19 protein-coding genes are annotated in these 20,621 nt (G+C 67.2%); 8 read left to right on the top strand and 11 right to left on the bottom strand.

What is annotated here, in order from left to right:
- Positions 1 to 125 precede the first annotated feature (125 nt).
- Entirely contained in the window at positions 126 to 1,112 is a 987-nt protein-coding gene (locus D187_RS24440; RefSeq protein ID WP_043431340.1) for an endonuclease/exonuclease/phosphatase family protein, read from the bottom strand.
- A 183-nt stretch (positions 1,113 to 1,295) separates the two neighbouring features.
- Between D187_RS24440 and D187_RS24445 the strand changes: the two genes are divergently transcribed.
- A complete protein-coding gene (locus D187_RS24445) occupies positions 1,296 to 2,138 on the top strand; it encodes an AAA family ATPase (RefSeq protein ID WP_002625956.1) in 843 nt (280 codons plus the stop codon).
- Positions 2,139 to 2,149: 11 nt separating this feature from the next.
- Complete coding sequence (locus D187_RS24450) at positions 2,150 to 3,352, top strand: vWA domain-containing protein (protein WP_002625955.1); 1,203 nt, start codon at positions 2,150 to 2,152, stop codon at positions 3,350 to 3,352.
- 19 nt (positions 3,353 to 3,371) lie between these two features.
- On the opposite strand, the gene D187_RS24455 is transcribed toward D187_RS24450, so the two are convergent.
- The 3 genes from D187_RS24455 to D187_RS24465 form a co-directional block, all read right to left on the bottom strand.
- A complete protein-coding gene (locus D187_RS24455) occupies positions 3,372 to 3,842 on the bottom strand; it encodes a hypothetical protein (protein WP_002625954.1) in 471 nt (156 codons plus the stop codon).
- Between the two features lie 98 nt (positions 3,843 to 3,940).
- Positions 3,941 to 4,588, bottom strand: coding sequence for a hypothetical protein (locus D187_RS50275; protein ID WP_002625953.1), 648 nt, complete (start codon positions 4,586 to 4,588; stop codon positions 3,941 to 3,943).
- Positions 4,585 to 5,085: a hypothetical protein gene (locus D187_RS24465; protein ID WP_002625952.1), complete on the bottom strand. Its 501-nt coding sequence runs from the start codon at positions 5,083 to 5,085 to the stop codon at positions 4,585 to 4,587. The genes D187_RS50275 and D187_RS24465 overlap by 4 nt, the downstream gene beginning before the upstream one ends.
- Before the next feature lie 299 nt (positions 5,086 to 5,384).
- Here D187_RS24465 and D187_RS24470 point away from each other — a divergent pair, with 299 nt between their 5' ends.
- The gene (locus D187_RS24470) at positions 5,385 to 5,609 is read left to right on the top strand and encodes a hypothetical protein (protein ID WP_002625951.1); all 225 of its coding nucleotides are present in this window, start codon (positions 5,385 to 5,387) and stop codon (positions 5,607 to 5,609) included.
- A gap of 158 nt (positions 5,610 to 5,767) precedes the next feature.
- On the opposite strand, the gene D187_RS52595 is transcribed toward D187_RS24470, so the two are convergent.
- The 3 genes from D187_RS52595 to D187_RS52600 all read right to left on the bottom strand — a co-directional run bounded on the left by D187_RS52595 (position 5,768) and on the right by D187_RS52600 (position 9,095).
- On the bottom strand, positions 5,768 to 7,084 hold the full coding sequence (locus D187_RS52595) for an AbiJ-related protein (RefSeq protein ID WP_076606216.1): 1,317 nt from the start codon (positions 7,082 to 7,084) through the stop codon (positions 5,768 to 5,770).
- Positions 7,085 to 7,416: 332 nt separating this feature from the next.
- Complete coding sequence (locus tag D187_RS24475; RefSeq protein WP_002625949.1) at positions 7,417 to 8,400, bottom strand: type VI immunity family protein; 984 nt, start codon at positions 8,398 to 8,400, stop codon at positions 7,417 to 7,419.
- Entirely contained in the window at positions 8,397 to 9,095 is a 699-nt protein-coding gene (locus D187_RS52600) for a hypothetical protein (protein ID WP_245591806.1), read from the bottom strand. Before D187_RS52600 ends, D187_RS24475 begins: the two co-directional genes overlap by 4 nt.
- A gap of 876 nt (positions 9,096 to 9,971) precedes the next feature.
- On the opposite strand from D187_RS52600, the gene D187_RS24485 reads away from it, so the two are divergent.
- Positions 9,972 to 11,342 (top strand): cytochrome P450, encoded by a 1,371-nt coding sequence (locus D187_RS24485; protein ID WP_051256505.1) that lies wholly within the window; start codon positions 9,972 to 9,974, stop codon positions 11,340 to 11,342.
- A gap of 14 nt (positions 11,343 to 11,356) precedes the next feature.
- Positions 11,357 to 12,418 (top strand): terpene synthase family protein, encoded by a 1,062-nt coding sequence (locus D187_RS24490; protein WP_245591807.1) that lies wholly within the window; start codon positions 11,357 to 11,359, stop codon positions 12,416 to 12,418.
- Between the two features lie 73 nt (positions 12,419 to 12,491).
- On the opposite strand, the gene D187_RS24495 is transcribed toward D187_RS24490, so the two are convergent.
- The gene (locus tag D187_RS24495) at positions 12,492 to 13,304 is read right to left on the bottom strand and encodes a monalysin family beta-barrel pore-forming toxin (RefSeq protein WP_051256506.1); all 813 of its coding nucleotides are present in this window, start codon (positions 13,302 to 13,304) and stop codon (positions 12,492 to 12,494) included.
- 196 nt (positions 13,305 to 13,500) lie between these two features.
- On the opposite strand from D187_RS24495, the gene D187_RS24500 reads away from it, so the two are divergent.
- Positions 13,501 to 14,019, top strand: coding sequence for a hypothetical protein (locus D187_RS24500; protein WP_245591808.1), 519 nt, complete (start codon positions 13,501 to 13,503; stop codon positions 14,017 to 14,019).
- A gap of 7 nt (positions 14,020 to 14,026) precedes the next feature.
- Here the strand turns inward: D187_RS24500 and D187_RS24505 are convergent, their stop codons facing one another.
- A complete protein-coding gene (locus D187_RS24505) occupies positions 14,027 to 14,650 on the bottom strand; it encodes a YdeI/OmpD-associated family protein (RefSeq protein ID WP_211241564.1) in 624 nt (207 codons plus the stop codon).
- A gap of 72 nt (positions 14,651 to 14,722) precedes the next feature.
- On the opposite strand from D187_RS24505, the gene D187_RS24510 reads away from it, so the two are divergent.
- Positions 14,723 to 15,646: a hypothetical protein gene (locus tag D187_RS24510; RefSeq protein WP_043431343.1), complete on the top strand. Its 924-nt coding sequence runs from the start codon at positions 14,723 to 14,725 to the stop codon at positions 15,644 to 15,646.
- Positions 15,647 to 15,658: 12 nt separating this feature from the next.
- On the opposite strand, the gene D187_RS24515 is transcribed toward D187_RS24510, so the two are convergent.
- Complete coding sequence (locus tag D187_RS24515) at positions 15,659 to 16,828, bottom strand: DUF6068 family protein (protein ID WP_043431344.1); 1,170 nt, start codon at positions 16,826 to 16,828, stop codon at positions 15,659 to 15,661.
- A 57-nt stretch (positions 16,829 to 16,885) separates the two neighbouring features.
- Between D187_RS24515 and D187_RS24520 the strand changes: the two genes are divergently transcribed.
- Positions 16,886 to 18,871, top strand: a complete 1,986-nt coding sequence (locus D187_RS24520) for a hypothetical protein (protein WP_002625940.1) — start codon at positions 16,886 to 16,888, stop codon at positions 18,869 to 18,871.
- Between the two features lie 6 nt (positions 18,872 to 18,877).
- Here D187_RS24520 and D187_RS24525 read toward each other — a convergent pair whose 3' ends face one another.
- Positions 18,878 to 20,599, bottom strand: a complete 1,722-nt coding sequence (locus D187_RS24525; protein ID WP_002625939.1) for an alpha/beta hydrolase — start codon at positions 20,597 to 20,599, stop codon at positions 18,878 to 18,880.
- Positions 20,600 to 20,621 lie beyond the last annotated feature (22 nt).

Genomic DNA, 20,621 nt, shown 5'->3' on the forward strand with positions numbered 1-20,621 from the left:
GAAAGGGCGGCCTCTTTGATGGGTAGGGTGGAGATGGCCCGGCTGTGCCGTGAGCCCTCCCAGGCGAATCCACGGCGCATCGTGTCCCCGCTCGGGCGGCGAGCGAGCGGACGTGGGAGGGGACTTCACGGCGCGGGGGGAGCGGACGCCTCGGCTCGCGCGGCCGGGGGCTCCATCTGGAAGCGCGCGATGAGGGGCATGTGGTCCGACAGCCCATGGAAGCGGCTGCGCGTGTCGCCAAAGGCGTGGGTGCCGTCGGTGTCGAGCCACCGCACCCGCTCGCCGGCGAAGATGTGGTCCAGGTGCATGCGCATGTGCATGAAGCCCGCGGTGGGGAAGCCCCGGGAGGCGCGCGGATCGATCTGCCCCACCGCCGCCTGGGCACTGGTGAAGCGCGCCTCGTCACAGAAGAACTGGTAGACGGGCGAGGCCGGGGGCGAGTTGAAGTCCCCGCAGATGACGAAGGGCTCGCCCCGTGCGTGGTGCTGCACGAGCGCGGCGAGGGCACGCGCCTCGTGGAGCTGGTTGATGCCGTTGCCCATCTTGTCCCGGGTGGCCCAGAAGGAGCGGGCGAAGGGCGTGGGCAGGCTCAGGTGGGTGTTGAAGACATGCAGGGGCAGCCCATCCTCCTGGCGCACCAGGCGCATGTGGGCGCAGATGCGGCTCTGCTTGCGCTCGCGCAGCATCTGCACGTGGTGGTGGGTGATGCGGTGGGGGGCGTCCACGTTGTGGGTGTCCACCGAGAGCCGCCGGGTGTTGACGAGGATGGCCAGGCCCGTGGTGTAGAGCGAGAAGTCGCGCACCCCGTAGCGGTGGGCGCGGAAGTAGAAGGCCTCGTAGGGCATGGGGCGGTTGAGGAGGGCGAAGGTCTCCTCCATGCGGCCCATGAAGGCCTCGAGCTGGGTCTCGTCGGGGCGGGCGGGGCGATGGGCGACGCTGCTGCGGAACGACTGCGTCTCCACCTCCTGCAGGCAGATGATGTCGGGCAGGGGCTCCAACGTGGCCAGCGCGGCGGCCACCCGCCGCTTGGGCCCCAGCGTGCTGGCGAGACCCCGCAGGGCGTGCCCGAAGTAGCGCACGTTGTAGCTGACGATGCGGAGACTGTCGGTCATGCTCATCACCCACGCCGCGTGGAAGAAGGACGCCCGTAGGAAGGTAGGACCTGCCCTGGCCTGGGGGGAGGGGCATGGGGGCAGGCATCCAAGGGGGCGAAGGGTGAGCCGCCGGAGGCGGGGGTGGACTCGTCTACCAGGCGGGCGGGCGGGACGAGGGGGTGTTAAAGGAGTCGGCACGCCATGACGCCTCCTCCTTCCCGCTTCCACGGAACCGATACCTACCTCTCCAGCGAGGGCCTCCAGGCCGCTGTCAACTGCGCGCTGACGCTCCAGCGTCCGTTGCTGGTGCGCGGTGAGCCGGGCACGGGAAAAACCCTCCTGGCCGAGGCCGTGGCCCAGAGCCTGGGCCTGCGCCTGCTCACCTGGCACGTGAAGAGCACCACGCGTGCCCAGGACGGGCTCTACGTCTACGACACCGTGCAGCGCCTGTATGACTCGCGCTTCGGCGACGGGGACGTGCGCGACATCCGCCGCTACATCCGCCTGGGGCCGCTGGGCGAGGCGTTCGCCTCGAAGGAGCGCGTGGTGCTGCTCCTGGACGAGGTGGACAAGGCCGACGTGGAGTTCCCCAACGATCTGCTCCACGAGTTGGACCGGATGCGCTTCCGCGTCACGGAGACGAACGAGGACGTGGTGGCCACGCACCGTCCGGTGGTCATCATCACCAGCAACAACGAGAAGGAGCTGCCGGATGCCTTCCTGCGCCGGTGCGTCTTCCACTTCATCGACTTCCCGGACCAGGAGCTGATGCGGCGCATCGTCGAGGTGCACCACCCGGACCTGGACGCGTCGCTCACGGAGCAGTCGCTCAAGGTGTTCTACGAGCTGCGCAACTTCACGCGGCTGCGCAAGCGCCCGTCCACGAGCGAACTGGTGGACTGGATCGCCGTGCTCAAGGCCAACGGTGTCACCCAGGTGAAGCTGGACGAGCAGTTGCCCTTCCTGGGGGCGTTGATCAAACGTGAGCAGGACTTGATGGCGGTGGCGGACGCGTTCGGGCGCGGCCGGCGGACGAAGGCCTGAGCGGAGCGACCATGTTCCTGCCCTTCCTCTACGAACTGCGGCGGCGCGGGGTGCCGGTGGGCGCGCACGAGGCGATCTCCCTCGCGGGGGCGCTGAAGGCGGGGCTGCATGACAGCTCGCTGGATGGCTTCTACCACGTGGCGCGCGCGCTGCTGGTTCACTCGGAGACGCACCTGGATGCCTTCGATCAGGCCTTCCTGGCGCACTTCAAGGGAGTGGAGGCGGCGGGGCAGCAGCTCACCGAGGAACTGCTCGAGTGGCTCAAGGAAGCGCGCGAGCGGCGCGAGCTGACGCCGGAGGAGCGGGCGCTGCTGGAGCAGTTCGACGTGGAGGAGCTGGAGAAGCTCTTCCAGCGGCGGCTGGAGGAGCAGCGCGAGCGGCACGACGGCGGGACGAAGTGGATTGGGACGGGGGGCGCGTCGCCCTTCGGGCACTCGGGGCAGCCGCGCGAGGGCTTCCGGGTGGGAGGCCCCGCGGGCAGTGGCAGCAAGCAGGCGATGCGGCTGGCGGGGGCGCGGGCGTACCAGGGCTACCGGGGCGACGTGGTGCTGGACACGCGGCAGATGGCGGTGGCGCTGCGCAAGCTCCGGGCCTTCACGCGCGAGGGCGCGCCGGACGAGCTGGACGTGGAGGGCTCCATCGCGGCGACGGCGAAGAACGCGGGCGAGCTGGAGGTGGTGACGCGTCCGCCGCGCCGGCCCAACACGCGCGTGGTGCTGATGATGGACGTGGGCGGCTCGATGGATCCGTACGCCCACCTGGTGAGCCGGCTGTTCTCGGTGGCGAAGCAGGCCACGCACTTCAAGGAGCTGCGCACCTACTACTTCCACAACTGCGTGTATGGCCGCGTGTTCGAGAACGCGACGCTGACGGGGGGCATCAGCGTGCCGGACCTCATTGGACAGGTGGGGCGGCACTACAAGCTGGTGATGGTGGGGGACGCGCTCATGGCGCCCTACGAGCTGACCCTGCGCACGGACGTGGAAGGCCGCTATGCGTTGGAGAACGGCAAGGAGGGGCTGGTGTGGCTGATGGAGCTGGCACGGCACTTCGAGCGCAGTGCGTGGCTCAACCCCGAGCCCATCCAGACGTGGAGGGGCAACACCATCGCCGCCGTGCGCAACGTGTTCGACATGTTCCCCCTGACGCTCGACGGGCTGGGCGAGGCGGTGGGGCACCTGACCAAGGGGAAGATGGTGCGCGGCCGGAAGTAGGGGCCGCGCGGGTTGAGGCTCAGACTTCCTCGTCGGGCAGGAGCGTGCGCAGCAACTCGTCGTCAGGGCCGAGCGGGCGCCAGCCGGGCGGTGGCGGCGTGGTGCGGAGTGCTGCCCTGGCCTGCATGACCCGTTCCTTGTGGGTTTCAGGAGTGAAGCTGGTCCACATGGCGAAGGACTGGGCCACCGTGAAGCGGGATGAGTCGTCCAGTACGGCGGGCCAGCCCTCGGGGAGATGCTGCGACAAGAGGCGCACGAGTACATCGCGCACGAATCGTGTGACCTGCTTGCGCTGCTCTGCTTCGGCCAGCAACCCGCCCAAGAGCTGAACCCCGGCGACGTCCTCCTCGCCCAGCTCCTCGGCGAGCACATGCAAAGGCACGGCGGGACGCGCCTCCGCGAAGGCCGTGAGCGAGTCGAAACCACGCTCACGAACCCGCTCGTACAGACGGACCCTCCAGTTGCCCTGCCAGGCACTCCCCTCGGTCATGGTCCTCTCCCGGGGACGAAGTTGATCGAGATTTAGGAGGATGATGGTGCGCGGCCGGGAGTAGGGGCCGTGCGACGCCGCCCTCTCGAGTCACCCCGTCACTGCACCAGGAACGTGTTCGACTCGCCCTGGTTGCCGGCGATGTCGGTGACGAGGATGACCACGTCCGACTGGATGGAGTTGACCACGACCTGCTGTGTGAGGACCCCATCCACGAAGGGCTCGCTCACGCGCGGGCCGATGGTGCCGCCAGCCCCTGTTTCCAGGCGCACGTTGCCGTGGAACGCCGCCGCGTTGGCGCCGGTCGCGCGCACCGTCAGCGTGAAGGGCTCCAGGCGCTTCTGCGGGCCGATGGGGTCGACGCTGTAGCCCTCCGGCCACTCCCCCTCGACGACGGTGAGACCGCCCGGGCGCACGGTGGTGCGGCCGTCCCCGAGAGTCACCTTCACGTCGTAGCTGCCGGGCGTGAGCACCGATGGAACGCGGGTGGAGATGACGCCCTCGGGCGAGACGGCGAGCGTGGGCACCTCGAGCGTCCCGATGCGCACCGACACCTGGGTGTCCACCCCGACGGTCCCCTTGTCGTAGTCGACCGTCGCGGGCAGGACCAGCTCGGCGTCGACGGCGAGCGCCGTGGCTTCGCTCGCGCGCATCTCCGACGGCGAGACCGAGCGGATGGCCGGCTCCGGCCAGTCCCGGCAGGCCAGGGGCAAGACCAGCGCGGCGATGGTGACGAGCTTCCTCATGGCAGCTGATACCTCACACCCAGGAGCCCCTGCACACCCGTCGAGCGCCCGAGGACAAAGGGGATGTTCGCCTCGCCGAACCCCACCCTCGCGTCGAGGAACGGCTCGAGCGCCCCCAGGGGAAAGCGCAGCTGGGCTCCCGCGAGCAATTCCCAGCCGACCGCCGAGCGCACGGAGCTCGCGGAGAAGTCGCTGGAGAGGTGGTGCAGCGCCAGGAGCGGCCCCACGCCGACGCGCACGTCCACGCCGAGGTGAGCCATCCGCACGAGGTTCATCCGCCCGACCGCGGTGAGTGGGATGGAGTGCAGGGCGGAGACCGCCACTCCGGTGCCGGGGATGTCCTCGCGGAAGCGCGCCAGCCGCCAGCCGAGCTCCACGTCGATGGAGAAGCGACCCCAGCCGGGAGGCGTCAGGGTGAGCTGCGCCGAGCCCTGGGGGCCTCGGTTGAAGCCACCGCCGTAGAACCCGCCACCCGCGAGCGCGAGGGAGTAGCGCATCTGCTGCGCGGGCTGCGTTGCGGCCGGTCGGGTCCCGGTGCGCGAAGGCACCTCCCGTGCGGGCGCCTTCGGCTTCTTGCGGGAGGTTCCGCGGGGGGACCCCTCCGGAGCAGCCACGGCTGGGGTGGAGCAGAGCAAGAAGAGGAGCGAGAGCCAACGCATGGAGAGGGTGGTCCGCGGGGGTCGACGCCGCAGACATGGTAGAAGAGAACCCAGTCGGCGGTGGTTGTCGAGCCCCATCGTGCTCGTCACCTGAGGCAGCGGCGAGGGGTGAGTCAAAGAAGGAGCGGACGCTGCGCGTGGAACTGGCGAGGCACTTCGAGCGCAGCGTGTGGCTCAACCCCGAGCCCATCCAGACGTGGAGGGGCAACACCATCGCCGCCGTGCGGAATGTGGTCGACATGTTCCCCCTGACGCTCGACGGGCTGGGCGAGGCGCTGGGGCACCTGACCAAGGGGAAAATGGTGCGCGCGGCCGGAAGTGAGGCTGCGGCGCTTACCTCGATGTCCTGGGCGTTCGACTAGGACTGGCCGCTCTTTTGCTTTCAGGCCACCTGATGGCGCCCGCTACGTAATAAGCCTCGGCGCGTCTTCTATGGAAGACTTATCTCGTCATACCAATGCGCATGTCCTTCGTATCGGCAGAAGGAGAGTACATCTACACTGAACTTCGTCGCAGCTTTTTACTTCTGCCCATGGCGGCGAAATAGAGCGTGAAAAAACCTTCGAATGGTCTCCTCTCCTTTAGGTCCCTGCAATTCACTGCCGCCAAATCTATATACATGGTATCCGGAGAGACGGAGTTCGCGATCTGCAGCGGCCATTCTGGCATACTTTGAAGGATTGGCTACACCGTTGTCGCTGTAGTGTTGTGCTCCATCGACTTCGAAAACTATTCGTTCGGCATGGGAAAACAACATTAGGAAGTCCATCCGCTGCCGAAGCAGTGCGTCCCGGCCTCGCTGTGCGATTGTCTGCAGATCGTAGTGGAGCCAGACCTCGGGAAGCAGGGCCGGTAGGTTTACGAATGAGTCCTTGTGTTCTTTGAAGTAGGTGGTGAAAAACAACCTTTGTGGAGGCGAGTTTTCCGGCAGTGATTCATAAAGCCGTTGGTATAGGTGAACCGTGGTTTCTCGGCTTTTCGGATCAAGTCCACATTGATCTGCCCACCACTCCTGCAAATTTTGCCAGAGTAACCCTGCTTGAGGAATGGGCCGGTCATAGACAAGAACCTTGTCCTTGTGGGTAACGATCTCTATGTCATTGTTGATTGCGTCGACAAAGCGCAGATCGGGTCTGATTCGTGATGCGAAGATGATGTTTTTTGGTCGCCCCTGGACGCCTTGTTGGATGCGGTGCATTGAGTAGAACAAGCGACCCATGTCTTCAGTGGTTGCTTGTAGTTCCCATCCGCATTGTTTCAGTATTGGATTGAGGGTTCCGACGTATTTGTTCTGGTCTTCTTTATTTCGAATGTTTGGGTCGACGAGCTTTTCAAGGAAAGCCCGAAGGCGTCTCTCGGAAATGTGTAGTAAGTTGAGTTGTTTGTAGGTGTCTCGAATGTTTTCGAGATCGGAGCGGGGTAGTACTGCTTTTGATAGAGATGATCCAAGCGGGAAAATCCCGCTCAGGAACTCTTGGGCGCCGATTTGCCCCCATGGGTCAGGAAGGGCAGAGAGCGCGGAAATGATGTGCCGACGCGCGAGTTGCGAGAACTCAACCGAGTTTTCTTGCGCCTTCCATATTAGTTCTTCAAGTTCAAGATTGTGGTAGCGAGCCAAAACTCTCTCGCCAATGGCGAGTACTTGGCTCAGATTGTTTGGCAGCCACTGTAAAACTGTGATTCGCTTGCTGTTTTGAACGAGCCCTGTGTCCCGGATGTCAGTGATAATTCCGAGTTCGGCACAAACCTTCTCCAAATCGTAGGATTTTACGCTCCCAGCGATGGTTTCGCCGATGGCGGCGCGTAGTGCGTCAATGCTGAGAGTAAGGTGGCCCACACCTTCCGTATGAAAGTGGCTGTTCGAGACGGAAGCAAGAAAGTAGCCGAAAAATTACTGACGTATAGAGGGATGGGGGCACTCCTGATGGTTGCGGACTGGCGCAGAAGATCAGAGGGTCGCTCCTGTAGGTGAAAGTAGGTGGGTGCTCGGAGCCGAGAGCGGCAGGCTGGTGGATAGATGCTGAGGAGAGTCGGTGCCAAAAGATAGCGGGTCTGGAGTCATGATGGGTGTCGAACACCTCATGCTGGGGTTCCCTGGCCACTCTCGCACGCGTCCGGATCGCGGAGTCGACTTCATGGTTGCCCCTGCCTTGGTCCGCTTTGCCTAACTCAGTCGAGGAAACGGCGCCACCAGCGGCTTGCTGTGTCGGGAGGACAATCCTGCCAGGACCGGTAGTGGGGAAAGGGAAGGAGCCAGGGCTCGAGCACTCGTGCCAGTTCACGCCAAGCCGGTAAAGTGTCTCCTTGGCTCAAGTCTCCTGCTTCGGGCTCCGGACCTAGCGCCACCAAAGCCCGTTCTTCCTCCAGGGCTGTCACCGTGGTGGTCGGCGCGTGCAGCCGAGAGCGGAGCGCCTCGGCTCCACCCAGCTGCGCCAGCACTTCCGGACCCAGGAAGTTGAGCCAGTGAACCCCGTCCACCCGTGTGCCCAGCGCTCGCTGCCCGTGGGTCACGTCCATGCCCGGGTAGCGCAGTGCCTCCTCGTGAATGTCCTTCATGACGGGCCCCCACACGGTGGACGAATAGAAGGCCAGCCCCGCGTGGCCCGATGCATAGGGCAGCAGCGCGGCCAGTTGCTCAATCTCCGCTCGCATCTTCCCGGGGCCTCGCGCCTCCATGTACTCGGTGGGCCACGAAAAGCTCACAAGACTGACTTCGTCCGCTTGTGGAGTGCGCCATGGCAGCCGAGCCCAGTAAAAGAAGCCGTAGCCGCTCAGGCCCCCCTCTCCACCCGAGAGTTCCACGGATCGATCGAACTGCTTCTTCATTCGGCGAAGCACGTACCGTTCATCGGGGACGTCATCCAGGAACCGCTCCCCCTGGGGCGGGGACAACTCGGAGCGGATGAAATCCCAGCCCTGCGCATCGAGCGGAAATAGATCGTCTTCGCCTTCCACGTCGCACCACTCGGACAGAATCTCCGACCCCTGCCCCACGCTACTCAAGTACATGTCGAGCGCACGGTTCACGCCTGCGGAGAGGTCCACGTGATCAAAAGGCAAATGCAGCACGAGCCGGACCACGTCCCGCTGGACGAGCACTTCTCCATGAGGCGTTGCGGCGTAGTGGCGGATGCGGGGATTGCGACGACTCATCGGCTGATTCCCAACTGAGGGGTGACGAGGGCTCGGGATTGACGCTTCGTCAGCGGTTCATACTTCTCCAACTTCTTGTCCATTACCTGCCTGCCTGGACCCAGCGGATCACTCTTGCTCTTGGATGTACAGGGAAAGAAGAGGTCATAGAGGAATTGGATGCGGGTGGCATCACGCACCAGGTGCAGCACGATGTCGGGAACGAGCGAGCCCACGCCCTCTCCAGTGAGGACATACGTTTCCGTGGAGGCGTCCTTGCCATAACGAGGCTCGCGGGTGAAATGCTCCGAGAAGTCCCGTCCGAGTTCTCGCTCGACACATGCGAACGCTCGTTCATGCTTCATGACTCCAAGTTCCATGGCGCGGGTGATAGGCTTACCATTCTTGTCACGGCCTACCTCTCGATTACACTCTGCGTCGCTTGGATACCTTTCTCGAGGATACTCGCGCTCGTTGACCTCGAAGTCCGCCTCGCGAGCGCACTGCACCAGCACTGCCTCCACTCGCGCCACCTCCGCCTCGTCCAGGAAGTCCTTGAGCGTGAGCAGTCCCCGCGCCGTCTGCGCGGCCCTTATTACCGCGGGCGTCGCAGGTATGATTTCTCCGCTGGCCGCTGGCGCCATGCACCCGGGGCTGAACATGCAAGACTGACTCTGGAGCGATGGGGTCATCTCCAGTGGGTCGCTCAGCCTCATGGTACACCCTGAGAGCAGCACCAAGCCCGCGAGAGCCAGTGCGCACACGGCCTTCTTTCGCGCACTTCCGTTCCCTCTCGATACGAACCATGCCACCGGCATATGCCCCTCCACATCACGACACAGCAACAAGCCCTCGGGAAGCATTACCGAGGAGGTGTGCTCCGTCGAGGACGTGGTGCCACCAATGATGGACGGTGTTGGGCGTTGAGCCGGTCGTTGAAGGGACCGCCCGCTGGGATGTGGGTCCCATCCGCTCGTTCGTGCTCCGCGCTGGAGGTGCTCCACACGTCGAGTCACTCGTCGCCGTCGACTCCCCCACGCCCCCCCGCGTCAGGGGCACTCGCCCGACACCTTGCCGTGGGGCGTGCGGTGTCCACGCTGATTCCTTCCAGCAGCTCGGCGCTCACGCACGGGCGGAACACCGCCAGGGCCCTGATCGCGACCAGGATGTCGAGTCGCTTCCGGCTCGTCCCTGGCGGGGCATGGTCGTCACGTCGCCGCATGCGCAGGTGCTCTTGGACTCGGGTGCTCGTCCGGTGACCTGGAGGACGGTCCCGCACTTCGGACAGGACATGCCCTGCATGGGCATTTTGTCTCCATGACCCATTCGCGCCGGAAGTACCGGGGCCTGGTCCGGGCGGAGCCAGGTGAGCCGCGCTCCGTTGATGCTCGGGAGGCCACTTTACCTGTTGGGCCCGTGGGCCGCATCACTGGGTCTTCTCGATGTTCCGTGGGAAACTTGCGTTGCTGGCCACCCGTGATTCCGCTAGGAGAAACATTGCCTCCCCCCCAGGCTTTCCTCTCCAACTTTCGGATCTCCCGACGTGGGCCATGGCCGCCGCGGGGAATCATCCAGCGAGGAGCGTCCACCCCATGAACACCGTGACCTCTCCGCCCCCTGCCTCCGCCACAGGGGCGCCAGGCGGGTTGCCGCTGCTTGGTCATGCGCTCCGGTTGCTGCGCTCACCTCTCGACTATCTGCAGTCGTTACGTGGACTCGGTGACATCGTCCAGATCCGGGTCGGGCCCTCGCCCTTGTATGTGGTTACCTCTTCTGAGTGCATCCATCAGGTGCTGGTCACTCACGCCGAGAGCTTCGAGAGAGGGCGCCTCTTCGACAAGGCGACGGCCGCGATCGGCAAGGGGCTCGTCGTCTCCAACGGGAGCGTTCACCGGCGGCAACGAAAACTCCTCCAGCCGGGGTTCCACCGCGCGCGCATCCACGGCTACATGGAGACGATCCACCGGCAAGTAGACGCGCAGATTGCCGGATGGTCGCCGGGTGCCCACCTCTCAGTGCGCGAGGAGATGCACCGTCTGACGCTCAATGCCGTCACCGGGACGCTGTTCGGCGCGAACACCGAGGAGCGCATCGCCGCCGAGATCGGCGACTACATCGACGCCGCCAACTCCTGGGTGGGTCTTCACACCCTGCTCTCTGGCCGCGTCTTCGAAAGGCTGCCAATTCCAATCAACCAGGCGTTCGTGCGCAAGAAAGCCCGGTTCAATGAGATCATCGCCGCGTACATCGAGTCGCGGCGCGCGGATGACCGCGACCAGGGAGATTTGTTGTCCGCGTTGTTGGCGGCTCAGGATGATGAGACCGGCCAGGGGATGAGCGATGAACAGCTCCGGATGGAGATCTCCGGTCTGTTCGTCGCCGGATCCGAGACCACGGCGACCGCGTTGACCTGGCTCTTCCACGAAGTGGGACGCCACCCCGAGGTGGACGCGCGCCTCCACGCCGAACTCGACGCGGTGCTGGGTGGCAGGCCCGTCACCATGGAGGACCTGCCCCGGTTGCAGTACCTCCAGAACGTGATCTCCGAGACGCTGCGCCGGCACTCGCCCATCTGGGTGCTGACGAGGCGCACCCTGCGTGCCCTGGAACTGGCGGGCACCCACCTGCCGGCCGGGGCCGAGGTCATCATCAGCCCGATGATGGTCCATCGCGACCCACGTCTTTATCCCGAGCCGTTGCGATTCGACCCCGACCGGTGGCTGCCGGAACGGATGCAGAAGATTCCGCGTCACGCCTTCATCCCCTTTGGGGACGGGAAACACAAGTGCATCGGTGACGTCTTCGCCCGGACCGAGATGGTGATCGCCGTCGCCACCATCGCCGCCCGGTGGCGGCTCGTCCCGGTGCCCGGTCACCACGTCCGGGAGGTCCCCCGCGCGGTCTTGCGACCCAACCAGGTCCTGATGACCGCCGTTCCCCGTTCCTCCACACCTGTCTCCTAGGAGCGCCGTTGCAGATGGACACTCACCGTGCCGCGATCGAGTTCCGGTTTCCATTCCCTCGTGACCTCAGTCCCGACATCGAACAGGCCCAACGTCACAGTGTCGCATGGGCCCGTCAGATGGGATTGGCCACCACCGACTTCGCGCTCGGGCAACTGGAGGCGTGGAATTGGGGACGTCTCACCGGACACTGTCTGCCCACCGGGCGCGGTGACGTCCTGGACCTGGCCACGGAGTGGATCACCTGGGGGTTCCTCTACGACGACCAGTTCGCTGGCCCTCTCGGGAACCAGCCGGAGCGGGTGGCTCGAATCACCGAGAACATGATTGGCGTTCTCTACTCCACGTCCGGCACACCGGGGGAGAACGCGGCCGCGCGAGGCATCGCGGATATCCTCCACCGGCTCACTCCGAAGATGTCCGCGACCTGGATGGCCCGGTTCCGCGACCACTTGAGATGGTACCTCATCGGGGTGCTCCGGATGACCACCTTCCGCAAACGCCTCGAAGCCATCGACACCCAGACCGCGTTCGAGATCCGTCGTCTCGATATCGGCATGAACGCCATGATCGACTTCATCGAGGTCGCGGAGGGCTTCGAGGTGCCCGCGTCTGTCATTGGAACCAGCCAGATCCAGGCTCTGCGCCAATGCGTGGTCGACATCGTGCTGCTGCAGAACGACGTCTTCTCCCTGCCGAAGGACCGGCACCAGCAAGAGGTCAACGTGGTCCTCGCCATGGAACGCTCGGAGAACCTCACCACCGCCCAGGCCCTGGAACGCACCGCTGCCCTGCTCGACGAGACGGTCCAGCGGTTCCTCACGGTCAAGGCTGGGATGGCCGCCCTCTACGACGCCCTCGGTCTGGGTGCCACCGACCGTGCCCGCATGGAGCGCTACATCCACTGTCTCGAGCTCATGGCCCACGGCTCCGTCTATTCACATGCCGAGTGCGTCCGCTACTCCACCCGGCCCGAACACACCCGACCCATCGCGGGCCGGGGCTTCATCCAGGATCTGCACCTGGACGCGGGCATCGAGCTGGCGCACGAACTCACCCGGACAAACCCGGGGTGAGCCCCTGGCCCGGGTCGGCCAGGCCGTGGACCGCGGCCATCATGTCTACAGCAGGCGCTGCACGGGGAGGCGCCTAGTAACGGCGGAACGGATCGCTGTAGGCGCTGTAGTCGAAGTACCAGGTGTTCCAGTTGTCGATCAGCACGTATTGCTGGACCTGGTCCCAGCTCAGCGGGATGAGAGGTTTGCTCAGAATCACCATGTCCTTCTTGCTGATGGACGAGAGGTAATAGAGATCGGTCCGCCCATCATTGATGACACGGGTGCGCTGGTACTTGAAGCTGGAGGCGCAGCTCTTGCCCGCCATCGTGGCGCAGTGGGCGTACACCAGCGCGACCTGATAGATATAAAAGGTCGCGGGCCCCTGCAGCTTCGTGGTCCAGCTCTGGATCGTCTGCTGGGACCAGGACGACGCCCTCGAGAACCCGGTCTCGATGCTGGAGCTGGTATTGACGATGTCGATGTTGGCGCCCACCGAGTAGCTCGCCTTGACCTCCTTCGTGAAGGTCTCCGTGAGGCCCACGGTCTGGGTCGTGGTGTAGTGCTGGCTGGCGCCGCTCGGATAGGTGTACGTGCTCACGTACTTCAGGTAGGCGAAGATCGGCCGCGTGTAGGTGCCCCAGCTCTGGGTCTTGATGTAGATGCCGCCATGGACGGTCTCTCCGTCCACCCAGCACCCAGGCGGCGGATCCTCGTTCTTCAGGCACGAGTCGATGCCGGAGTCACCGCCCACGGCCCAGGGATAGCTCGTCGAGTTGAGCTGGCCCGTGACGATGTTTGGCGCGGTGACCGCCGATTTCTGATGCCGGAGGAAGTCGCTCACATTCCTCAGCTCCAGAAGGCCGGCGTCTTGCTGGGTCACGTTCACGGGTTTTTCGTTGCTCATGGTGGATCCCCCCACTCGGGCCCATGTCTCCATCGGCCCGATTCCCTCCCGCCGGATCATTTCGGCAAGCTCCCCAGGCTGTCGATTGGACCAGGGGGCAGGTCGCCATGAACCCTCGAAAGAAGACAATCCGTCCCCGTGTGCTTCAATGCACGGCGTTCGAAAATATGGAATTGGACTCGAGGACGAGGAGAACGTGCGTGGACATCGCCTGGACGGAGTCGGGGTGAGCCAGGATGCGCCCACGGCGCCGGGGCTGCTCGCGGTGGACCTCGGGTTGCGCTCGGGGCTGGCCTTCTATGGCCAGGACGGAAGGTTGCGCTGGTACCGCTCACAGAACTTTGGCTCCCCGTCCCGGCTCAAGCGCGCGGTGCCCGCGGTGCTGCACTCGGCCGGGCCGCTCGCGTGGTTGGTGTTGGAGGGCGGGGGGCCCATCGCCGAGGTGTGGGAGCGCGAGGCCCTCCGGCGGGCGCTTCCGGTGCTGCGCGTGTCCGCCCAGGACTGGCGGGCGCGGCTCTTGTACGCCCGCGAGCAGCGCAGCGGAGGTCTCGCCAAGGATGCGGCCGGGGTGCTCGCGCGCCGGGTGATTGACTGGTCCGGTGCGCCCCGGCCCACCTCGCTGCGGCACGACGCCGCCGAGGCCGTGTTGCTCGGGCTGTGGGGCGCGCTGGAGGTGGGGTGGTTGGCGCAGGTGCCGCCCGAGGTGCGCAGGTAGGCGGGGCTCACTTCGGCGCCGGGGGCGTCCGGGTCAGGTGGTGCACGGTACGTCCCTCCGCGGAGTCCTGGAGGAGGGTGGCGAGCCGCTTGAGCCGCGTCTCCTCCTTCTTGGCGCTCGTGATCCAATGCAGGGCCGCCCGCTGGTACCAGGGCGCCTGGGATTGGAAGAAGCTCCAGGCCTTCTTGTTCGCCTTCAATTGTTTGTCATACGCCTCGGGCAGCGCGGTGTCTTTCTGCTCGTGTGAATAGATCCCCGAGCGCTCCTCCGACCGGGCCTCGAAGGCCCGCAGGCCCGCGGGGCGCATCAAGCCCTGCCCGGTGAGTTCCCGGACGCGTTGGATGTTGACGCTGCTCCAGATGCTGCGTGGCTTCCGGGGGGTGAAGCGGATGGTGTAGCTGTGCTCGTCGAGCCGCTTGCGCACCCCGTCTATCCAGCCAAAACACAGCGCCTGATCCACCGACTCGGGCCACGTGATGCTGGGGCGGCCCGAATCCCTCTTGTAGAACCCAACCAGCAACTCCGGCTGCTGCTCATGGTGCTTCTCGAGCCAGGCGCGCCAGTCGGCGGGAGTCGCGAAGAAGGTGGGCTTCAACGAGGGTTTCGAGATGGGTTTCGACGGGGGCTTCATGGTGCCGGAGAATATACGGACTCCGGAATGTCACTCGCCGGGCCGCGCCGGTTGGAGCAGCATGCGCCGCCCATGCGCTCATTCCTTCTCTTCCCGCTCCTCCTGCTCGGCACCTCCGTCTCGGCCGCAGAGCCCGCCACCCTCCGTTTCGCCTGGCCCGAGGGGTTGAAGGCCCAGGTGGAGGTCCACATCCAGGGCGAGCGGGAGGCGGGAGGCCGCACGCAGCGCCACGATGCCCGGGCCACCTTCACCCTCTCCACCCAGCTTCAAGGCGAGGAGTTGCAGGTGAAGCGGGAGGCCTTCTCCGGGTGGAAGGGGACGCTGCCCGCGAAGATGGGGTCTCCCGCGGATCGGCTGGTGGACCGCATCCCGCTGGTGCGCGTCTCGCGCCAGGGCGAGTTCCTGGGCATCGAGGGGGCGGCGGAGGCACGCGAGGCCTTCGCCAGCGAGGTGAAGCTGAAGTCGCTCGACCCGCTCAGCCGCCGCGTCTTCGACATGACGACGACGGACGAGGCGTTGCGTGCGATCGCGCTCGACTTCTGGAACATGAGCGTCGGCGCCTGGCCGCGGCTGGGTCTCACCCCGGGCACGTCGCGGGAGCTGCGCAGCCCGACTTCCGTCCCCCAACTCGGAGGTGGGACGCTGGACATGGTCGCCACCTTCCGCTGGGTGGGTCCGTCGGCATGCACCCCCGACGAGAAGGAGCCGCGCTGTGTGGAGCTGGTGCTCGAGTCCAGTCCGGACCGTGAGCAGGCGAAGAAGCTTCTGCAGCAGGCGCTGACCGCTCAGTCCGGCAAGGGCCCCGTCACCGAAGCCCTCGAGACGTCCCAGGAGGTGCGCGCGGTGGTGGAGCCGGCCACCCTGCTTCCCCACCGGTTGACGCTGCGGCGCTCCACCCAGATGCGCATGCGCACACCTCAGGGAAAGAGCGAGTCGGGACGCGAGCAGACCGAGCGCTCCTACGTCTTCCACTACGCCTCGCCCGCCGTCCCCTGACGCCACGGCTCGCTACTTCGCGCCGCCCAACCAGGAGCCCCAGCGCACGAGCCGGGAGCCGCCCTCGAGTTCGCGCTTGCCGGCCTTCTCCACGCGCTCGGTGCTCTCGGCGAGCGGCTGGAAGCGCGCCTCGCGCGCCAGCCCCGCCAGCGTGGGGGACCACGGGTCGGCCGCGTACGTCTCCGAGAGGACGCGCTGGGTGCTCCCGTCGTTCTCCGTGCGCTGCGCCGTGAGCGCGGGCACCGCGTGGCCCTCGGCCTCGAAGGTGCCGCGCGTGCCGGCGGCCGCGGTGGCGGGGGGCCATGCCACGGCCACCGCTTCCCACACCAGTCCCGTCAACACCTCCTCGAGGGGCTCGGGTTCGGCCTCGGCGAAGTTCGTGCACGGCGCGGCCTGGGTGTCCAGCGGGGCCTCGGTGCGCAAGAGGAAGCCGCGCTCGGCGCCGAAGCACACGCGCGTCAGGGTGGGCGTGGGGCCCTGCTCCAGGCGCCGGTCATAGTAGGTGCCGGAGCCCAGGGGGCGCTCCAGGACGGGCACGGCGGAGCTGGCCGTGGACGAGCCCTCGCGGAAGTCGCGCAGCGTCAGCTCGCTGCCGCCCGGGACGTGGAAGCCCGCGGTCTCCGTGCGCGCGCCGAGCAGCCCCCGGGTGAGGTAGAGCGGTCCGGGCTCGGTGGCGTACACGCGCGAGACGAGCGGCCCATCCACCGGGCGCGAGTCCTTCTCGAAGCGCTGGGCGTCCCAGGCCCGGCCGGCGACGGTGGGGCGCTCGGCGACGGGCTCGCCCAGGGGGGGCACCTCGATCGGCCGCGTCACGTCCGAGCGCACCGGCAGCAGTTGCGGCCAGGCGAGCCACACCGGGGCCAGGGGCTGGCCGGCCTCGTCCGTGAAGGACACGTTTACCCACACCCAGGGCTGCTGCACGGCCACCACCTCGAGCGACACCAGGCCGCGCAGCGAGCGGGCCGTGCCGCCCGGGGCCGCGCCCTGTTGGGCCGAGAAGGTGTAGGTGACGGCGTCGCCCACCCGGGCGCGCTGCCACGGCGACGCCGCCGAGGGGGCGGTCCCGGTGGGGGTCTCCGGGGGGGTGGGGGCGAGGCCACCGGACTTCGTGCTCTGGCAGCCGGCGAGCAGGAACAGCGTCATGCCCAGGGAAGAGGCGCGGAAAGGGAAACGCATTCGCATGGGGGACTTGATACACCGGGGGTGAAGCCCCTCCCATCTTTCGCTGGAGCCGCGTGCATGTCCCCGTCGTTGCCCATCCGCCGCGTCGTTCTCTACAAGCATGGCGTTGGCTACTTCGAGCGCCGGGGCACGGTGGAGGGCCGTGAGACGCTCCACCTGGACTTCAAGGCGCGGGACATGAACGACGTCCTCAAGTCCATGACGGTGTTGGACCTGTCGGGCGGCTCCGTGTCGTCGGTGAGCTACGACTCCACCCGGCCCCTGGAGCAGCGGCTCCAGGACATCACCCTGCGCATTCCCGAGTCGGGCAGCCTCACCGCGCTGCTCGGGCAGGTGAAGGGCGCGCGGGTGCGGGCGCGCGTGGGTTCGGAGCAGCTCGTGGAGGGCGTCATCGTGGGGCTCGACTCCATGCCCGTGGCCGAGGGCGACACGGCGGTGGAGCGGCCCTACCTGACGCTGCTGGTGGGCGCGGCGCTGCGCGGCTTCGATCTGCTGGAGGTGGCGGAGCTCACCTTCCTGGATGACGCCGTGCGCGCGGACCTGGAGTTCTACCTGGCCACGATGCTCTCCTCGTACAAGAAGGACAGCAAGCGCGTGTCGGTGCTCACCGCGGGCGAGGGCAAGCGCGAGCTGTTCGTCTCCTACGTGCTGGAAGCGCCGGTGTGGAAGACGAGCTACCGCATGCTCCTGGAGGAGGGAAAGCCGCCGGTGCTCCAGGGCTGGGCGGTGGTGGACAACACCGGGGACGAGGACTGGGAGCAGGTGGAGCTGACGCTCATGGCCGGGCTGCCGGTGTCCTTCGTGCACGACCTGTACAACCCGCGCTACCTGCGCCGGCCCGTGGTGGAGGTGCGCACCGAGGCGGCCGTCGCGCCCGTCATCCCCGAGGAGGGCTTTGGCGCGGTGCGGGAGATGGCCGCCGAGACGGATGCGGTGGTGGCACCCATGGCCGCGTCCGCCCCCGCCTCCGCGCCCATGATGCGGGCCATGTCGAGCGGGGGGATGGCCCGGCGCGAGGCCCAGGAGCGCAGCGCGGCGGTGCAGACGGTGACGAAGGAGGTGGGCGAGCTCTTCGAGTACCGCGTGCAGCACCCGGTGACGGTGCGCCGCAACCAGAGCGCGCTGGTGCCCATCCTCCACCGGCCCTTCGAGGGGCGGCGGGTGCTGCTCTACAACCGCGCCACGCGCGAGAAGAACCCCCTGGCGTGCCTCGAGCTGCGCAACACCACGGGGCTCACCCTGGAGGGGGGCCCGGTGACGGTGACGGAGGGGGACACGTACGTGGGCGAGGCGATGCTGGACACGATGAAGCCGGAGGACCGGCGCCTGGTGCCCTACGCGGTGGAGCTCGGCTTCGTGGTGTCGGTGGAGGATCGCTCCGAGGAGGGGCCGGTGCGCCGGGCCATGGTGAGCCATGGCGTGCTGACGGTGGAGTTCGTGATGATGCGGCGCACCCACTACCACCTGCGCAACAAGGCCAGGCGCGCGCAGATCCTCTTCCTGGAACACCCGCGCACGGAGGGCTGGCGGTTGGATCAGGTGGGCGCGCCCGACGAGACGACGGACCACTACTGGCGCTTCACGCGGGGGCTGGCCGCGGGGGGGACGGAGACGTTCACCGTGACGGAGTCCTCGGGCCGCCAGCGCACCTACCTGCTCGCCAACACGGGCCTGGACGAGGTGAGCTTCTTCTTGAGCTCGGGCTTCATCGACGAGCGCGTGGCCCGGAGCCTGCGGGAGATCATCTCCCTGCGCGAGCGCGTGGCGCGGCGCTCCGAGGAGGTGCGCCAGCGCACGGAGGAGCGCTCGCAGCTCTTCAAGGATCAGGAGCGCATCCGGGCCAACATCGAATCCCTCAAGAGCGGGGCGCCGCAGCGCGAGCTGGTCGCGCGCTTCGTCACCAAGCTCAACGAGCAGGAGGATCGGCTGGAGGGGATCGCCCGGGAGCTGGAGCGGCTCTCCCAGGAGCAGCGCGAGGCGCAGGAGGAGGTGAACCGGCAGATCCAGCGGCTCGCCTTCAGCACGGAGCCCGTCAAGCCGTGAGCCGGCTCAGCCGCGCTCGAGCACGAGCGGCGTCCAGTCCCCGCGCAGGCTCAGGCGGGGCACGGTGACGCCCCCATCCGGCGCGGCGAACACGGTGCCGTGGGCCTGCCCGAAGGACCAGCGGATGCGCTCGCCCGGCAGGCACTGGAAGCGCTGCACGCGCCGGGGCGTCACATCCACCTGGGGGGTGGTGGTGACACCGGGGCCGAGCACCGCGCGCAGCGGCATCACGAAGCGCTGGGGGGTGTCCACCAGCCGGCTGGCATCCCAGCGCAGCGCCCGGTTGAACATGCCCGCCACGTCCCCATCCCAGCCCGTGTCGCCCGCCACCTTCGGGTCTCCCGCGTAGCCGGACTCCTTGCGCCACGGCTGGTGCCCGTTGCCGCCCCGGCCCGGATCTCCATCCCAGGACGAGCGGCTGAAGGCTGGGAAGGCCACGTCCCGCCGGAGGAAGGACTTCGTGTCCGCGCGCGGATTCCAGCCCCGGTCCCACCAGCGCTCCCCGAGCCAGGGATCCGGCTCGGTGTGGCCGCCCTCGTGCCACACGGCGACGTGGCCGATGTGCTGGGTTTGCAGCGTCTCATAGAAGGAGGCGCCGGTGAGGGTGCTGGGGCTCACCATGGAGCCGAAGTGGATGATGGGATCGTCCTTGCCGTGCTCCAGGATGAGGAACTGCGAGCGCGCCTCGGGCTCGTCGCGCAGGGCGCGCGTCATGTCCAGCCGGCTCCAGACCCCCAGGCCCTCGGGCCCCAGCACCTCTTCCTCCGGCATGCCCCACAAGGACGAGAGCTGCGCCACCCGCCAGGGACGGTGGGCCCGGGCCACGGGCTGGGCATGGCGGGCGAACACCCCCGCGAAGTGCCGGGCGTCCAGCAGGCCGAGCGTCAGCGCGCCCGCGCCGCCCATGGAGTCGCCCTCGACGAAGACCCGGTTGGGATCCGCGCTGGGATAGCTGCGCAGCACCCACTCCAGCAGCGCCAGTACCCGGCGCACGGTGTACGGCGGCACGGTGCCCCTGGGCGCGGTGCCCCGGAGCATGTCCTCCGAATAGCCGTACCAGTAGGTGAGCTGCGGATCGCTCGGCTGGATGATGAAGCGGTCCCGGGCGACCTCGGGGGAGGGGGGCCAGTTGCCCACCCCGTGCAGGCGCACCGTCACCGGCATGGGCTGACGGGACGTGGCGGCCAGGGGCACCGTCACCACCGCGGGGAAGGTGCGGCCGGCCTGGCTCGGGCTGTCCAGCCACGTGTCCGTGGGCTGCTCCAGCGTCAGACGCAGGCTGCCCGCCTCCTCCTCGTGCTGGACGACGCGGGGCTCGGGCGGGCGCACGGTGTCACGCACCGTCACCATCAACTCGCCCTGGACCGTCTGCTCACCGTCCACGGCGGTGAACGTCACCTCGTGGCGCCACCCGCCCTGGATGAAGTCCGGCTGGAAGGTGAGGGTGCGCGAGGGCTCATGCCAGCGGGCCCCGGGCGGCAGGCCCTCCACGAAGACGCGGGTGCCTGGACGGCCGCCCTTCACGGGGATGGTGATGCGCAGCACCTCCTCCTCGTTCACCGTCTGCGGCGGAGGAATCTCCAGCGTGAGGCCCCGGGGGAACAGGGGCTCGGTCTCCGTGCGGGTCGATGCCCGCGGGGGCGAGTCCCACAACCCCAGGCACATCAGCGCCACGAGGAGCGGCGAGTGCCGCGCAATGCCACACCGCAACTGCCTGCCCCAGCGCATCTTGCCACGACCTCACGGACTG

Origin of the sequence: Cystobacter fuscus DSM 2262, assembly GCF_000335475.2 — a bacterium.
In the GTDB taxonomy this organism is placed as follows: Bacteria; Myxococcota; Myxococcia; order Myxococcales; family Myxococcaceae; genus Cystobacter; species Cystobacter fuscus.

What these genes read in the sequence shown, in the direction of transcription:
- D187_RS24440 (WP_043431340.1), bottom strand. Translation starts at nt 1,112, where the DNA reads ATGACCGACAGTCTCCGCATCGTCAGCTACAACGTGCGCTACTTCGGG.
- D187_RS24445 (WP_002625956.1), top strand. Translation starts at nt 1,296, where the DNA reads ATGACGCCTCCTCCTTCCCGCTTCCACGGAACCGATACCTACCTCTCC.
- D187_RS24450 (WP_002625955.1), top strand. Translation starts at nt 2,150, where the DNA reads ATGTTCCTGCCCTTCCTCTACGAACTGCGGCGGCGCGGGGTGCCGGTG.
- D187_RS24455 (WP_002625954.1), bottom strand. Translation starts at nt 3,842, where the DNA reads ATGACCGAGGGGAGTGCCTGGCAGGGCAACTGGAGGGTCCGTCTGTAC.
- D187_RS50275 (WP_002625953.1), bottom strand. Translation starts at nt 4,588, where the DNA reads ATGAGGAAGCTCGTCACCATCGCCGCGCTGGTCTTGCCCCTGGCCTGC.
- D187_RS24465 (WP_002625952.1), bottom strand. Translation starts at nt 5,085, where the DNA reads ATGCGCTACTCCCTCGCGCTCGCGGGTGGCGGGTTCTACGGCGGTGGC.
- D187_RS24475 (WP_002625949.1), bottom strand. Translation starts at nt 8,400, where the DNA reads ATGAGTCGTCGCAATCCCCGCATCCGCCACTACGCCGCAACGCCTCAT.
- D187_RS52600 (WP_245591806.1), bottom strand. Translation starts at nt 9,095, where the DNA reads ATGAGGCTGAGCGACCCACTGGAGATGACCCCATCGCTCCAGAGTCAG.
- D187_RS24485 (WP_051256505.1), top strand. Translation starts at nt 9,972, where the DNA reads ATGAACACCGTGACCTCTCCGCCCCCTGCCTCCGCCACAGGGGCGCCA.
- D187_RS24490 (WP_245591807.1), top strand. Translation starts at nt 11,357, where the DNA reads ATGGACACTCACCGTGCCGCGATCGAGTTCCGGTTTCCATTCCCTCGT.
- D187_RS24495 (WP_051256506.1), bottom strand. Translation starts at nt 13,304, where the DNA reads ATGAGCAACGAAAAACCCGTGAACGTGACCCAGCAAGACGCCGGCCTT.
- D187_RS24505 (WP_211241564.1), bottom strand. Translation starts at nt 14,650, where the DNA reads ATGAAGCCCCCGTCGAAACCCATCTCGAAACCCTCGTTGAAGCCCACC.
- D187_RS24510 (WP_043431343.1), top strand. Translation starts at nt 14,723, where the DNA reads ATGCGCTCATTCCTTCTCTTCCCGCTCCTCCTGCTCGGCACCTCCGTC.
- D187_RS24515 (WP_043431344.1), bottom strand. Translation starts at nt 16,828, where the DNA reads ATGCGAATGCGTTTCCCTTTCCGCGCCTCTTCCCTGGGCATGACGCTG.
- D187_RS24520 (WP_002625940.1), top strand. Translation starts at nt 16,886, where the DNA reads ATGTCCCCGTCGTTGCCCATCCGCCGCGTCGTTCTCTACAAGCATGGC.
- D187_RS24525 (WP_002625939.1), bottom strand. Translation starts at nt 20,599, where the DNA reads ATGCGCTGGGGCAGGCAGTTGCGGTGTGGCATTGCGCGGCACTCGCCG.